This is a genomic window from Frankia sp. R43, from assembly GCF_001306465.1.
Taxonomy (GTDB): domain Bacteria; phylum Actinomycetota; class Actinomycetes; order Frankiales; family Frankiaceae; genus Parafrankia; species Parafrankia irregularis.
In genome coordinates, this window is sequence record NZ_LFCW01000006.1 from 762,037 (window position 1) to 776,479 (window position 14,443).

Sequence of the window (14,443 nt, forward strand, 5' to 3'; positions counted from 1 at the left end):
TGAGGGGTGTTATCGGGGCAGGGCCCGACGGACGGCGGTGAGGCGCATCACCGGCAAGGTGATGCGCACACCGCTGTGCTCCGCGCCCCGGACGAGGGCCTGTTCGTACCTGCCGACGAGCCGCTGGTCTGTGATCGTGCTTCTCATCAGCTGTGCCGTGGACGGGCCACCGGGTGTGACAGGGCGGGAGAGGTAGGCCTTCACCGCGTCGACTTCCCGGAGATCCACATGGACCCAGTCGCAGCGGGGAAGCCCGGCGTCCAGGCCTGTCAGCTGGCCCGCGAGGACGAGTCCGCGTTCGCTGAGGCGGCGCGCGGCGCGTAGCGCGGGGGTCGCGTTCCCGACGGCGGTGTGGACGAGATCGACCTCGGACGGGTCGATGCCCTGCCAGTCGAGCTCCACCCGTTGTTCGGCGTGCAGCGGCTCGCGGATCGACAGGCGCCCGCCCACCTCGAGGACCCGCGCGGCCTCGGCCATCAGGCCGCGCAGCGGCGCGCGGTAGGCGAACACCCGGTTGGCGACGACGACCTGCGCCGACGCGGATGGCAGGTCCAGGGTGAACGGGTCCGTACCGATCCAGCGGACAGTGCCTGCGCCGGGCATCGGCCTCGCCTGCCGGATCACGGGCACCCGCGGGGTGACGGTCGACACGGTGCCCTCGGGGCCGACGCGTCGCAGCGCCTCCAAGGTGAGCAGCGCGGTCTCGTCGCCGAGGTTGACGACATGCTCACCGGGCCTGATGCCGGCGTCGTCGAGGATCTGGGCGCATTCGACCTGCGCGCGGCGCTGGTCGACCGACGTCGTTCCCGCGGCCCAGCCGGGCGTGGGCCACGCCTGCGCCGGCTCCGTCATACGCATCGCATCCGCCCTCCCGAACGTGATCGCCTTGGCCGGGCGGAGCGGCTGGGATATCCGGGCTTGCGGGCCCGCCCGTTCTCCGGCCTGTCCAGGAAACCCGGCCCCCGGTGCGGGCGGTACCGTCCACTCTCCGTCCAACCGCGACCGGTCGACGACGGAAGGTGGCGGCCTTCGGTAGTTTCCCCCGAAACGTTGCGACCATTCCCTGTTCGACCAGCCTGGAGGGCACCGCGTGCCGATCGGATCAGTGTTCTTCGACGTCGGGGAGACGATCGTGGACGAGTCCCGGGAGTACGGGACGTGGGCGGACTGGCTGGGGGTGCCGCGGCACACGTTCTCCGCCGTGTTCGGCGCGGTGATCGCCCGCGGGTTGGACTACCGGCTGGTGTTCCAGGTGTTCCGGCCCGGGTTCGACCTCCAGGTGGAACGGGAACGGCGCGCGGCGGCCGGGCGGCCGGAGTCGTTCGGTGAGGACGACCTGTACGCCGACGCCCGGCCCTGCCTGGCGGCGCTACGCGCCGACGGCCTGCGGGTCGGGCTGGCGGGTAACCAGACCGCCCGCGCCGAAACCCTCCTGCGGGCGTTGGACCTGCCCGTCGACGTGATCGGCACCTCGGACGGCTGGGGTGTGGAGAAACCCGCGGCGGGCTTCTTCCAGCGCCTGATCGCCGAGGCGGGCTGCCCGGCCGGGGAGATCCTGTACGTCGGGGACCGGCTCGACAACGACATCCGCCCCGCGCAGGCCGCCGGTTTGGCGACCGCGCTGGTGCGCCGGGGCCCGTGGGGCCACATCCTCACCGAGCCGGCCGTTGCCGACGGCTGCCTGTTCCACCTCGACTCGCTGGTCGACCTCCCCGATCTGGTGCGCGCCCACAACGCGGCGCGCTGACACCCCCCGGGGTGAGGTCAGGGTGCCGGTGACAGCGCTCGGATCCGCCCGTCGAGGTGCCGGCCGTGCGCGCTGTCTCCCAGCAGGGGCCGCAGCGCGCGGACACGGTCCAGGCCGGTCGCGTACCAGTCGACGGTGAGCGCCTCGATCGCCTGGCCGAGGTAGTCCGCGACGCGGTCACCATCCCCGCCACAGGCGCCCGCGAGATCGGCCAGCACCACGATCCGCTGCTTGCCTCCCCGCGTCCCGAGCCCGCCGGCCGCCGCCGTGAGCCGGCGGGCGGCCTCCGCGTGATCGCCGGTGGTGAGGGCGGCGTAGCCGGCGAAGGAGTCCAGCCGGGCCGCGTCGTAGAAGTCGAACCAGGCCAGACCGCTGCCCCCGTCGGGTAGTGACGCTTCGGCGAGGTCGATCTGGTGACGGCTGGCCGCCGGGGCGCAGCTTCTGGCCTCGATCTCCGAGGACACACCGTGCAACCATGAGCGGACGAGGGGATCGACGCCGTGCCAGCAGTGCTGCAACGCGGCGGTGATCAGGTTCCGCGCAGCGTCGGGATCCCGCCCCCAGCCGGGCACGAAGGCCATATGGCCCAGGACCGCGGCGGCGAACGCGTGGTCCCCGGCCTCCCTGCTGGCGGTGAGCGCGACCTCGTAGCACCGTGAGGCGACGGCCGGCTGACCGAGATCGAAGAAGGCGAGGCGGCCGGTGAGCAACGCCGACTGGACCAGCCCGGCGGCGAGCGCCACGCGGTCCGCGCCACGGGCTCCGCGCACGAGCGCGACACCCAGATGGGTGTGCGCGTAGGACGCCTCGAACAACGGACCCGCGGGGCTGGTCCAGTAGAGCTCCCACTGCCCCTGGGCGATCCTCGCGTAGGCGCCGGGTGCCACCTCGGACGACCCGGCCGGCGTAGCGCCGTCGGCCGGTGTCGCGGACAGAAGCGGGCTCAGCAGCGGCAGCGTTCCCGCTCCCAGCATCGCGCGCAGGACCGCGGCGCGGTCCCAGTACTCGCTGGCCATGCCGTCCTCCCGTCTCCTCGACGTGTCAGGGCGCATCCTGAGCTCCTCCTCTGTCAGGAGGCCGAGCTCGCTCGCGGGTTTCCCGAACAGGGTCACCAGGTGCTTGCGGTACCGAGGTTCGGGACGGCGCTCACCGGTCTCCCAGCGGCGGACCGTGTTGGCCGACAGACCGGTGTAGGTCTCACCGGCCCGGTCCATCTCCGCGCCGACGCGGCGGGCGACCTCGTCCTGCGACCAGCCACGCTCGAGCCGTTCCCAGGCCAGGTTCCGGTTCGGAGGATGACGGTGACCTGCCACTGCCCACCTCCCACAGATCGTCCGGCAGGAGCCGTCGACGGCACGACGCTAGCCGACCTGCTACCTTCCGTCATCATCCGGTCGCCAGTGGACGGGCTGTGGACGGCACCGGCCCACGCCGGCGACCGCGCCTGCTGGCCGGCGGGGCCGGACGATCGGGAACCGGACGAACGGACCCGGAACCTGACCCGCACCCCCGACCATCAGGCCGACCCGCGACGACGTACTGGCGGGGTCGTGGCCACCGCCGAACGGGGGTCGCGGTGGCGCCGCAGGACGCCGGGTCGGGTTGCCGCGCGCCGATCACGCCCGTGCTGGGTCCGGCGGAGCCGCCGCCGGGGAACCGGTCCCGCGTTCGCGTCGTGCGCGGTCCTGCCAGGCAGAAGGGAGGGCCCGGACACCGTCACGGTGTCCGGGCCCTCCCTTCTGCCTGGCTATTCCTTGATGGTGCGGGCGCTTTTCTGGCGGGGGATGAGACGGGCGACGCCTTCGGCTATCTCGCGGGCGAGTTCGGGGAGGATATGGGCGTAGGTGTCCGCGGTGATGGCGATGCTGGCGTGTCCGAGGAGTTCCTGGACGGCTTTGATATCGGCGCCGGCCGCGAGGGCGAGGGTCGCCGCTCCGTGCCGCAGATCGTGCAGGCGGATCGGAGGTAGGCCGGCGGCGGCGACGAGCTCCTTGAAATGCTTGGTGACCTCATCGGGAATGAGCGGAGAGCCGTTGGGTTCGGTGAAGACGAGACCGTTGTCGGCCCAGTGCGCGCCGTGGGAGAGACGGTGGGCGTTCTGGCGGGCACGGCGGTGACGGAGAACCGTGACGGTGTCGGCGTCGAGGGAGATCTGCCGGTCTCCGGCATCGGATTTCGGGGCGCCCATCTCGGTGTCCGCCCCGTACTGGGTGATCTGCCAGCGGACGGTGAGGCTGCCCTCGTCGAGATCGAGATCGGTCCAGTGGACACCGCAGGCCTCTCCACGGCGCAGACCACGGTGGGCGATGAGGTGATACAGCTCGTAGTACCGGTCGTTCCGTGCTTCCGCGAGGTCGAGGAAAGCACCGGTCTGGGCCGGGGTCCACACCATCACCGGTGAGGGAACCTCGCCGGTGGCGCGCCAGCGGGCGACACGTTCCTTCGTCCACAGCAACGCCTTGGGTCGCTTCCCGGAAGGGAGCTCGACCCACGCCGCCGGGTTGAACGTGATCAGACCGATGCGGATGCCGTGGTTGAGCGCCGCGCGCAGCGTGGCCCGGATCCGCTGTTTGTAGGCGTCGCTGGTGACTTTCTGCCCCTTGAACATCTCCCGACGCTCGGGGTCCTTCCCGGCGCGGATCCGCCGGATCGTCTCGTTACGGATGTCGATCCGGTCGAACATGTCATCGAGATGGCCGATCGTGAGCTGATCGAGCCGGATGTCCCCGATGAACGGCACCAGGTGCATGCGGATCGATACCTCGTACCCTTCGCGGGTGGACCGTCGGATCGTGCGACGTCCCGCCAGCCAGGTGTATAGCCATTCCCCGACAGTGATCTGCGGGTTGAGGTCGGCACGGCGCCGGTACCTTTCCTTGACCACGGCGGGATCCGGCAGCGGATCCCCGGCTTTGATCGCGTCGAGGATGAGGTCCCGGATCTGGCCGACGCCGTGGCTGTCGCTCCCGGGAATGGCCACGAGATCCTGGATATTCCTGATCTCGTCGCTGGCCGCGTCGTGCGAAGGAAGACCAGACCGGCGCGCTTCCTGCCGGCGGCCGTCGGCGCTCGGAGGAAGGTCCACGCGGTAGTGCCAGGTCCCGTGATGGGAACTCCAGATACCGTTCCTCCTGCGGAGCTTCGGGCAGCTGTTTCCCAGCTGCCGGCGGGTTTCCGGGTCGCGGCATCCGCACCGCTTGAAGATCGATCCGTTCGGGTTAGCCATGGGACTCGTCACGGGCGCTCCAGTAGCAGGCGAAGAATGTGGTGGGCCCGGCCGGTCGGATAATCGAATACGCCGCCCGGGAACGCATTCGATTCAGCCCGGTCGTTTCGTTTCCTGTCAAGCGGATTCCCCATTTTCTTTGTGAATCCCGAGAAGGTGTTTGAGGGGTGCGGTGGGTACCTGGTAGCGGCCTTTGATGCGGAGTACGGGGACGGGGAACTCGTCGCGGGCGGCGAGTTCGTAGGCCTTCGTCCGGCCGATACCGAGGATTTCACCGGCGGTGACAATGCCGACTCGTGCCCCGAGCTGATCTATTTCTTTTTCAGTCCACGTCTTCACTCGACTCCTCGCGAGGACGGGTGCGGTTCTCCTCTGGGGGCGGGCGAGCCTCGGCGCTGCTTCCCGAAAGGGCTCCCCGAGAGGCACGGGAAAGGGCCGGGGGCGTCCGCCGGGCGGGCGGGCGGGCGGGCGGGCGGCGCGGCGGTGCCGGCGCGGACCGTCGCGCGCCGGGGCGGGCGCCCCCGGGTCCGAAGATGATCTGACGGTGATCTGACTGTTATTGCGTGTGCAACTTGTGTCAGATCACCGTCAGATCACTGTCAGATCACCGTCAGGTCCTGTTTATGCAGGTCAGAGCTGGTGTCAGGTCTGCTGGTCGGGTATCGGCCGGGTGGTGAAAAGCAGGATGTCCTCGTGGGCGGTGACGTGGAGGGGGGTGCCGGCGGCGTGGGCGGTGCGGGCGTTGTGGAGGGCGAAGAACGTCGTGCGGGACACCAGACGGCCTTGGCGCAGACCGGCGAGGAGCGCCGCGGCGCGGGCGACGCGGACGAGCCCGACCTGCTGGGCGCTGTGCAGGATCGCGCCGGGAAGGTCGACGAGCTCGCCGTCCTGGCGGTACGGACGCACCGCGACCGCGACGATTCCACCGGGGCGGAGAAGGGCCGCGGCGCCGGTGAGAATCTCGGTGAATCCGGCCAGGAGATCGGTGAGGTCGGTGTTGGCGAGGTTTCCCCTGCCGGTGCTGTAGGTGTAGTCCCGTTTCCGGACCCCGTTCTCACGGTCCGCCTCGACAGTGCCGTGGGTCGCTTTCCCATAGGGCGGCGAGGTGAGCACCAGCGCGGCCTTTCCCCGCGCGGCCTCGGGGGCGAGGTCGGGGAGCTGGCGGGAGTCTCCGGTGAGGAGCCGGATGGTCCCGGTGGCGCCCTGGGTGAGCGCGAGGGTGGCGTTGGCGCGACCGATGACGGCCCAGCGGGACTCGTATTCGATCCCGAGGGCGTTCCGTCCGAGGTGGGCGGCCTCCACCAGTGTGGTGCCGATACCGCACATGGGGTCGACGATAAGATCACCGGGCTCGGTGAAGGCGTCGATGATGTGCCGGGCGAGAGCGGGCAGCATCCGGGCGGGATGCGCCAGGGATTCGGGCACGTATCGGTTCAGCCGCTGGAAACGGGGATGGGTCTGCGATACCGCCCAGACGGTGAGCGGGACGGGGATATGGCGGTCAGCCACGCGCACCACCACCGGGCTTGGCGAACACGGCCAGATCGGTGTGGACCGGATGCAGGGGCCCGTGATCGGACGGGATGTCCGCCGGGGGGTGAAGGCCGTCGTCCTGGATGGGACTGGTGAGGATGATGATGTGCTGGAGGTAGCGCAGCCCGGCTGCACGGGCTGCGGTGATGGTGTCCGCGAGCGGATCGGCGGACCCGCCGGCAGGGGTGTGCACGGTGAGGCAATATCCCCCGGGTCGGAGCATGCGGGCGAGGGTGCTCAGGTCGGCGAGAAGTGTTTCCGGGCTGGCGGCGGGCGGGTGGTCGATGACGAGTCCCGCGTCGCCGTCCCAGTTTCTGGTGCTGCCGGGAATGGTGCCCTCCGGTGTGCGGCGGAGCGCGATGTAGCGGCGCCGAAGATAGTCAGCGGCCCCGGTGAGGATTCCCCTGTCGTCGAGGCTGATGACAAGGTCGCGCGTGTTGCTGAAGGTAGCGAGGGCGCGGGCGGCGGCCTCGGCGGGGAGAGCCCCGGAGATTTCCGGGGTGGCGGTGGGCCAGACGGTGAGCGGAATGATCCGCGGCTGTGTGGTTCGGCTGGGACGGGGCTGGGGCATTCGGTTCCTCCGCACGGGAATTCCGGCGCACGCCACCCTGGGAAGGGCGGCGGGCGGCGGGATGGGGTGTGTGGGGCCGAGTGTTTTCCAGACCGTCTGACGGTGATCTGACACAGATCTGACTCTGATCATCTGCGGGGTTCACGGCAGCGTTGTTGATCAGAGTCAGATCACCGTCAGATCAGTGTCAGATCACCGTCAGATCGCTTCCGGAGGCCTTTTCGCCCTGTCTGCCTGGGCGTGGACGAGTGTCAGATCAGTGTCAGATCACCGTCAGATGGGGTGTGGCGTCCTTGGGGCCGACCGAAACACAGGGCCTCACGGACGGGAGTCCATCCATGGCGGTGCACGATTTTGAGGACACGACGGGATCGGCGTTGGATCTGGTCGAGACGTCGTTTCTGACCCTGACGGAATCCCCGGGTGGGCTGGGGGTGAACGGCGCCGATTTCCCGGGTTTGGCGGACCGGTGGTTCGGTCTGCGGGACCTGCGGGTGGAGATGACTCGGCCGCAGGCCTCGTGGGCGACCCGGAACGCGGTGTGGGCGTTTCTTCTCGCGGCGCGGGACGTGGACGCGTGGAAGGTCGCGGCCGTGGGAATGGCGATGCCGGCGCTGCGGCATATCACGGCCACGCTGGCCCCGGTCTACCGCGGCGAGGCCGCCGATCTGGACGCGGAGGTGCTGACCGGCTTTATCGACGTGTACGCCGGGCTGCCCGCCGGGACGCGGGGAATCCCCGGCCGTCTGGCGTTCGGTGCCTACGAGGCGGGGCTGGTCGAGGTGGCCGGCTATCGCAAGCCCGGAATGGACCTTCCGGTCCTGGGCGCCTTGCCGCGGCCGTGGCTCGAGCCTCGGTGGTTGCTCGCGCAGGCGGTGGAACGGGCGGTGATCAGCCCGCCGGACGCGCGGCTGCTGGCGCTGACCCGGCTGCAGGGGGTGACGGTGGCGGCGGTGTCCGAGCGCAGCGGTGTCCCGGGTGAGGAGCTCGCGATCCGCCGCGACGCCGCGGAGCTGGAGCTGGCCGTCGCGGTCGGGGCCGGTGAGCTGGGCCCCGGCACGGGTGGTGGCCGATGACCCGGTTCTCGGCGGTGTGGTCCCGGCTGGTGCGTGCGGTGCGTCGTCGGGTGGGGCGGGTGCCGGTGGACCTGTGGCTGGGGGTGTGCGCGGGGCTCGCCGGAGGTCTGGGGTGGGTCCTGAGCCCGGCCGGGTCTGCTCCTGGTCCCGGGTGGGAACTGGTCGGCTCGCCGGCGGGGTGGGCCCGGGTCGCTGCGGCGGTGCTGTGCGCGGTGTTCGCGCTGCTTCTTCTGGTGTGCGACGAGCCGTGGCTGGCTCAGGGGAAGGGCAGCGAGGCGGACCGGCGGCGGCTGCTGCGGCTGGCGGTGCTGCTGGCCGGGGTTGTCGTCGGGGTCATCGTCCTGGCAGGGGTGTCCGATGCGGCAGTGGTCGCGCCGGTGGCCCCGCCCCCGCCGGCCGGGGTATCGACCGCGCCGGATCTGGAGACCGTGCTGACCAACGCGCGGAACTGGATGATGGGGATCCTCGCCACGGTCGCCACGTTCTTCTTCACTCTCGGTGCGGCGCGGTACGCGAGCGCGAACGGCGATCCCGGCGAGGTCGAGCGGGCGAAAGGGTCATTTAGAAACGCGGCGCTCGGCTACGGGTTGGCCGTCCTTGCCCCTTTGCTGCTGAAGGCCTTGCAGTCCGTGGTCGGTGCCTGATGCCCCGACCACCGCGCAGGCCACGGCGGCCGTGGGCGCGGCGGGCCGGGGTGGCGGTGTGTGTGCTGGCGGTGGGTGCGGGGGTGCTGGCCGGGTCGGTCGGGGTCGCCGACGCGGTCACGGTTCCGGCCCCTCCGGCGGCGTCTCCCGCACCCGCTCCGGCCGGGACTCCGCCGCAGCAGGTGGCCCCCTCCGCCCCGGAGGCGGGGGCATCCCCGTCGGCGCCGTCCCCCTCCGCCGGGGCTACACCTGCCCCCTCCGCCGGGGCCACCCCCCGTCCCTCCGACGGGGTTCCGGCACCGGACACCGGTGCGGGCGATGTCCCGCCGCCGCCGTCGGCGGAGCTCGCGCCGACAGCGCCGGCGGACCCGAGTGAGGATCCGGCGGCGGGGCAGCCGACCCCGGCCCCGAACCCTCAGCCCGGGGCGTCCCCGGACCCGAACGCGGGCGGTGACGGCGGCTGGGTGAGCAGCCTGCTCTCGTTCGGCTGGCTCGACATCCCGGGGCGGATCCTGCGGGCGATCAACGGTTGGTTCGCCGGGCTGGTCTCCGCCGCGGTCGAACCGGTGGTGCGTCTGCTCGGGCAGACAGTGCTGTCCACCCCGGACGTGACCCAGCAGCCACGGGTCCGGGAGCTGTGGAAAGGCAGCCTGCTGATCGCGGACAGTCTGATGCTGCTGGTCCTGATGGCCGGTGGGGTCGCCGCGATGGGCTACGACAGCGTCCAGACCCGCGCCACCGCCAAGGAAATGCTGCCCCGGATGATCCTCGGGTTCGGCGCCGCGAACCTCTCCCTGCCCCTGATGAGCTGGGCCATCACCGCCGCGGACGCCCTGTCCCGGGCCTTCACCGACATGGGCGACCTCGACAGCAGCGGCGCGTTCAGCGTGCTGCTCACGGTGCTGGCCGCCGGCGCCCTGGCCGATATTTTCCTCGTCCTGCTCGCGATCGGCGTCGTCGGACTGATGGTGATGCTGATCGTCGGGTGGATCATCCGGGTGGCGGCGATGATGGCCCTGGCCGTCGCCGGCCCGCTGCTCCTGATCTGCCACGGCCTGCCCTGGACCGAGGGCGCGGCGAACCTGTGGTGGCGGGCACTCGGGGGCTGCCTGGCGGTGCAGGTCGGCCAGTCGATCCTGCTCACCCTGGGGATCCGGGTCCTGCTCGCCACCGATGACGGCGCCTCCAACCCGATCCCGACGTCGGACACCCTGGCGAACCTGCTCACCTCCGCCGCGATCTTCTACCTCGCGGTGAAACTCCAGTCGTATGCCACCCAGCACCTGATGGGCGGCGGGAAATCGACCGTCCTCTCACTGGTGAAGTACCGGCTGCTGCGCCAAGGCGCCCGCCGGCTCGGCATTCCCCTCTGATCCTCCCGCTCTTCCTTCGCCTTCTGCCACGTCGTGGCCTGAAAGGTCGTGCCTGTCTATGCCCGAAACATCCCGATCTGATCGGGTTCGTATTCCGTCCGATGTCGATCGGCCGGACCGGATCCTGGCCGGTCTGACCGCCCGGCAGCTGACGCTGCTCGCGCCACCGGTGCTGCTCGCTCTCGCGGTGTACTGGACGGCGTCGCCGTATCTGCCGCTGCCGGTGGTGGCGCTGCTGGTCGTGCCGCTGCTCGGCGCCGGTGTGGCGCTCGCGTTGGGGCAGCGCGGCGGGGTGACCGCGGACCGGTACGCCGCCGCGGCGCTGGCCCACCACCGCACCCCCAAGGTCCACGTCGCCGCTCCCGACGGGGTGCCCGCGCAGCCCGGCTGGGTCCCGGACATCCCCGCCGCCCGCCGCCGCCAGCCGGTGCCGGTCAGGCCGCTGGCCGGCGACGTCGACGCGGACGGCGTCGTCGACCTGCATGGCGCGGTCGCCGTCGTGGCCGAGATCCAGGGCGTGAACCTGGCCTTGGCCGGCGACGCCGACACCGCGCGGAAGGTCACCGGGTACGGGCGGATGCTCAACGCTTCGTCCGGGCGCATGCAGATCACCGTCCGCGGCGTGCCGGTTCGTCTCGATCCCCACCTGGACCGGCTGCGTGCTCTGGCCGAGCAGGCACCCCACCCGGCGCTGGCCGCCGCCGCGGTCGATCACGCCGTGTTCCTCGCCGATCTCGCGGCGAGCCGGCAGCTGCGGAGCCGGCAGATCCTGCTCACCGCCCACGAGCCCGTCCCGCCGGGCCGTGGTGGGCGGGACACCGCCGCGGCCACCGCGGCACGCCGCCTCGAGGAAGCCCTCGGCCTGCTCGCCGCCGCCGGGCTACGCGGCCGGATCCTCACCGGCCCGGAACTCACCGGCCTGCTCGCCGCCGCCGCCGACCCTTCCGCCCCGCCTCCCCCCGAGCACGTCACCGCGACCGGCCCGGTCCGCGGCCACACCCAGATCGGAGCCCGCCGATGAGCCGCACCCACCACCGCCCGCACCTCACCCCGCCCTCAGCCGGCCGCCGGCCTCTGCTCCCCGGCCGCAGGCAGGGGGCAGGCACGGGGCTCCCGGCACGGGGCCCGGCACTGTTCACCCCACCAGCGCTGCTGGTCGAGTCGGGGCAGGTCGAGGTCAGCGGGATCTGCGCGACCACCATCGTCGTGGTCGGCTACCCACGGGAAGTCGGACCCGGATGGATGGAGCCGCTGCTCGCCTACCCCGGCCGGCTCGATGTCGCCCTGCACGTGGACCCGACTCCACCCGCGCTGGCGGCGCTGCGGCTACGCCGCCAGCTGGGCCGGCTCGAATCCGACCGCCGCGCCGACGCCGCCGCGGGCCGGCTAGTCGACCCCGAGCTCGACGCCGCCGCCGCGGACGCCGGGGAGCTGGCCCGTCAGGTCGCCCGCGGGGAGGCACGCCTGTTCCGTGTCGGCCTGTACCTGACCGCCTACGCCGACACCCGCGAGCAGCTCGCCGAGGAGGCCGCGCGGGTCACCGCGCTCGCGCACAGCCTGCTCCTCACCGTGCGCCGGGCCCGCTATCGGACGGTGCAGGGCTGGGTCTCCACCCTGCCCCTCGGCCTGGACCTCCTCCACATCCGCCGGGCCTTCGACACCCAGGCACTCGCCGCGGGGATCCCGTTCACCACCCCCGACCAGCCCCTTCCCGACCCGACCCGCCCCGGCGCCGCCCCGGTCGTCCTCGGCACGAACCTGCACTCGACAGGCCTTGTCATGCACGACCGGTGGGCGCAGCCGAACTACAACTCCGTCACCACCGGCGCGTCCGGCGCCGGGAAAAGCTTCCTGATGAAGATCGACGTCCTGCGTTCCCTCTACCAGGGCGTCCACGTCACGGTCATCGACCCGGAGGACGAGTACACCCGGCTCGCCGACGCCGTCGGTGGGACCCGCCTCGCCCTCGGCGCCCCCGGAGTCCACCTCAACCCGCTCGACCTGCCGGCGCACTCCCGGCACGACCCCGACCTGCTCACACGGCGGGCTCTGTTCTGCCACACCCTGATCTCCACGTTGCTCGGCGACCGCACCGGCCCCGACAGCGGTCTGGGCGCGGGGGACCGGGCGGTGTTGGACGCGGCGATCCTCACCGCTTACCAGCAGGCGGGCATCACCGGCGACCCGGGCACCTGGACCCGGCCGGCGCCCCTGCTGGCGGACGTCGCCGCCGTCCTCACCGGCCTTGAGGACCCGGCGGGCCCCGCGCTCGCTGCCCGTCTCGCCCCGTTCGTGTCGGGGTCCTACGCCGGCCTGTTCGCGCACCCGACCAGCACCCAGCCCACCGGGCACCTCGTCGTGTACTCCCTGCGCGCCCTGCCCGACGAGCTTCGGGCGGCCGGGACGCTGCTCACGCTGGACGCGATCTGGCGGACCGTCGCCGACCCGGCGAAGCGCCGCCGACGCCTGGTCGTGGTGGACGAGGGCTGGCTGCTCATGTCCCACCCCGCCGGCGCGACGTTCCTGTTCCGGTTGGCGAAGGCGGCCCGTAAGCACTGGGCGGGGCTCGCCATCGCGACCCAGGACTCCGCCGACCTGCTCGGCTCCGAGCTGGGGCGGGCGGTCGTCGCGAACGCGGCCACCCACATCCTGCTGCGTCAGGACCCCAGCGTGATCGACGAGCTGCGCCGCGTCTACAAGCTCACCGACGGCGAAGCCACCCAGTTGCTCACCGCCGGCCCCGGCGACGCCCTCCTGCTCACCGGAACCGGGCAGCGCACCGCCCTGCGCGTCCTCGCCTCACCGGCCGAATACGACCTGATCACCACAGACCCGGTCGACACCACCACCACCTCCGCCGGCATCGATGCCGGCGACGGCGACCCGCGCGACGTGGCCCGTCCGCAGACCCCCGCCGAGGCGGAGACCGGTCTGGGTCGTGGTCCACGCCGGCCGGCTGTCCGGCCGGTGGACGACGACACCGACCCGTTCTAACCCGCCCCGGTCGTGCCGCCGACGAAACCCCCGGCGGCGGCACGACGCCGGCCCGTCGATCCCGTCCGGCCATGTCCTGTGTGTCCTGCTCGTCTGCCTGGAGGCACCTTCGTGATGCTCGCCAGTTCGGCCCCCTCCGCGGGGCTCCCCCCCGTTCCTCCACCGCCCCCTCCGCCCGCTCCGGAGGTGCCGGTGTGGCTCACCGATCCCGGCCGGATCCTCACCGGCGCGGGCAGCTGGCTGGCCGGTCATGCCGGCTGGTGGCCGCTCGCCGTCCTCACCCTCGCCGTGGTGGTGGCGACGGGTTACGCCCGTGGCCGGGTCCGCGCCCACCGGCACGCGGTCCTGTGCGAGGGGGCGCGGACGGTGGAGATCCTGACCCCGCCCGAGGTGTCCGCCCAGGCGGCGGAGATCTTCTGGGGGCAGATGGGTGGGCTGCAACGCCCCTTCTGGGACCGGCTGATCCATGGCCAGCCGCATCTGGGCTGGGAACTGCTCGCCACCCGGGCGGGGACCGTCATTCGGCTGTGGGTCCCCGGCCCGGTACCGCCGGGCATGGTGGAGCGGGCGGTGCAGGCCGCGTGGCCCGGCGCGCGGACCACGACCCGGCCGGCGGACGCGCCGCTGCCGGGGGACGCGCTGGCGATCGGCGGGCAGCTGCGCCTCGCGCAGGTCGATGTTCTCCCGCTACGCGCCGACACCTCCGGCGACCCGATCCGCTCCCTGCTCAGTGCCGCGTCCGAGCTCGACGACGACGAAGCCGCCGTGGTCCAGCTGCTGGCCCGGCCGGTCACCGGCCGGCGGCTGACCCTGGCGCGCCGGGCGGCGGCGCGCCAGCGGGGCCAGTACGCCCCCAGCCCGGTGGGTCGCGCCCTCGATCTGATCACCCCGCACGCCGGGCCCCGCCCGGCGGCCGGGCAGGTCGTGGGCCAGGCCGGGCCGACCCCGCCCGAGGACTCCGCCGCGTCCCGCGCCATGGGCATCAAAGCCGTCGGACCACGCTGGGAGGCCACCGTCACTTACGCCGCAGCCCACCTCGCCCCACCCAAGGACAGCGACGAGCAGCGTCGTGCCGTGGTGATACTGCGCGGCCGGGCCCACGCGTTGGCCTCCGCGTTCGCCTTGTACGCCGGCCACAACTATTTGCGCCGACTTCGCCTGCCCCACCCGGTTCCGCTGCTCGCCGCCCGCCGGCTACGCCGCGGGGACCTGCTCGCCGTCACCGAACTCGCCGCCCTCGCCCACCTGCCCTTGGACACCGCCGTCCCGGGACTGTCCC

Annotated in this window: 12 protein-coding genes and 1 pseudogene; 7 read left to right on the plus strand and 6 right to left on the minus strand. The window is 72.2% G+C overall.

Going from position 1 to position 14,443, the window contains the following annotated elements; translation table 11 throughout:
- Positions 1 to 9: 9 nt before the first annotated feature.
- A complete protein-coding gene (locus tag ACG83_RS27625) occupies positions 10 to 858 on the minus strand; it encodes a methyltransferase domain-containing protein (RefSeq protein ID WP_091285807.1) in 849 nt (282 codons plus the stop codon).
- Positions 859 to 1,090: 232 nt separating this feature from the next.
- Here ACG83_RS27625 and ACG83_RS27630 point away from each other — a divergent pair, with 232 nt between their 5' ends.
- Entirely contained in the window at positions 1,091 to 1,747 is a 657-nt protein-coding gene (locus tag ACG83_RS27630) for an HAD family hydrolase (protein ID WP_054569112.1), read from the plus strand.
- Positions 1,748 to 1,764: 17 nt separating this feature from the next.
- Here the strand turns inward: ACG83_RS27630 and ACG83_RS27635 are convergent, their stop codons facing one another.
- From ACG83_RS27635 to ACG83_RS27650, 5 genes are all read right to left on the minus strand, one after another.
- Positions 1,765 to 3,060, minus strand: coding sequence for a helix-turn-helix transcriptional regulator (locus ACG83_RS27635; protein WP_054569113.1), 1,296 nt, complete (start codon positions 3,058 to 3,060; stop codon positions 1,765 to 1,767).
- 434 nt (positions 3,061 to 3,494) lie between these two features.
- The gene (xerC, locus tag ACG83_RS27640; protein ID WP_054569114.1) at positions 3,495 to 4,973 is read right to left on the minus strand and encodes a tyrosine recombinase XerC; all 1,479 of its coding nucleotides are present in this window, start codon (positions 4,971 to 4,973) and stop codon (positions 3,495 to 3,497) included.
- Positions 4,974 to 5,090: 117 nt separating this feature from the next.
- Positions 5,091 to 5,312, minus strand: a complete 222-nt coding sequence (locus ACG83_RS42955) for a DNA-binding protein (protein WP_083473598.1) — start codon at positions 5,310 to 5,312, stop codon at positions 5,091 to 5,093.
- Positions 5,313 to 5,615: 303 nt separating this feature from the next.
- Complete coding sequence (locus ACG83_RS27645; protein WP_054569202.1) at positions 5,616 to 6,488, minus strand: TRM11 family methyltransferase; 873 nt, start codon at positions 6,486 to 6,488, stop codon at positions 5,616 to 5,618.
- Complete coding sequence (locus tag ACG83_RS27650; protein WP_054569115.1) at positions 6,475 to 7,077, minus strand: hypothetical protein; 603 nt, start codon at positions 7,075 to 7,077, stop codon at positions 6,475 to 6,477. Before ACG83_RS27650 ends, ACG83_RS27645 begins: the two co-directional genes overlap by 14 nt.
- Before the next feature lie 338 nt (positions 7,078 to 7,415).
- Between ACG83_RS27650 and ACG83_RS27655 the strand changes: the two genes are divergently transcribed.
- From ACG83_RS27655 to ACG83_RS27680, 6 genes and pseudogenes are all read left to right on the plus strand, one after another.
- Positions 7,416 to 8,153 (plus strand): hypothetical protein, encoded by a 738-nt coding sequence (locus ACG83_RS27655; RefSeq protein ID WP_054569116.1) that lies wholly within the window; start codon positions 7,416 to 7,418, stop codon positions 8,151 to 8,153.
- The gene (locus ACG83_RS41680; RefSeq protein ID WP_235498216.1) at positions 8,150 to 8,797 is read left to right on the plus strand and encodes a pilin; all 648 of its coding nucleotides are present in this window, start codon (positions 8,150 to 8,152) and stop codon (positions 8,795 to 8,797) included. Before ACG83_RS27655 ends, ACG83_RS41680 begins: the two co-directional genes overlap by 4 nt.
- A complete protein-coding gene (locus tag ACG83_RS27665; RefSeq protein WP_235498217.1) occupies positions 8,797 to 10,170 on the plus strand; it encodes an alanine and proline-rich secreted protein Apa in 1,374 nt (457 codons plus the stop codon). Before ACG83_RS41680 ends, ACG83_RS27665 begins: the two co-directional genes overlap by 1 nt.
- A gap of 58 nt (positions 10,171 to 10,228) precedes the next feature.
- Entirely contained in the window at positions 10,229 to 11,191 is a 963-nt protein-coding gene (locus ACG83_RS27670) for a PrgI family protein (RefSeq protein ID WP_054569118.1), read from the plus strand.
- Positions 11,188 to 13,164 carry a VirB4 family type IV secretion system protein gene (locus ACG83_RS27675; protein ID WP_054569119.1) on the plus strand — a complete coding sequence of 659 codons (1,977 nt, stop codon included), beginning with the start codon at positions 11,188 to 11,190 and terminating at the stop codon, positions 13,162 to 13,164. Before ACG83_RS27670 ends, ACG83_RS27675 begins: the two co-directional genes overlap by 4 nt.
- Positions 13,165 to 13,356: 192 nt before the next feature.
- Positions 13,357 to 14,443, plus strand: a pseudogene (locus ACG83_RS27680) (type VI secretion protein); the annotation flags it as partial.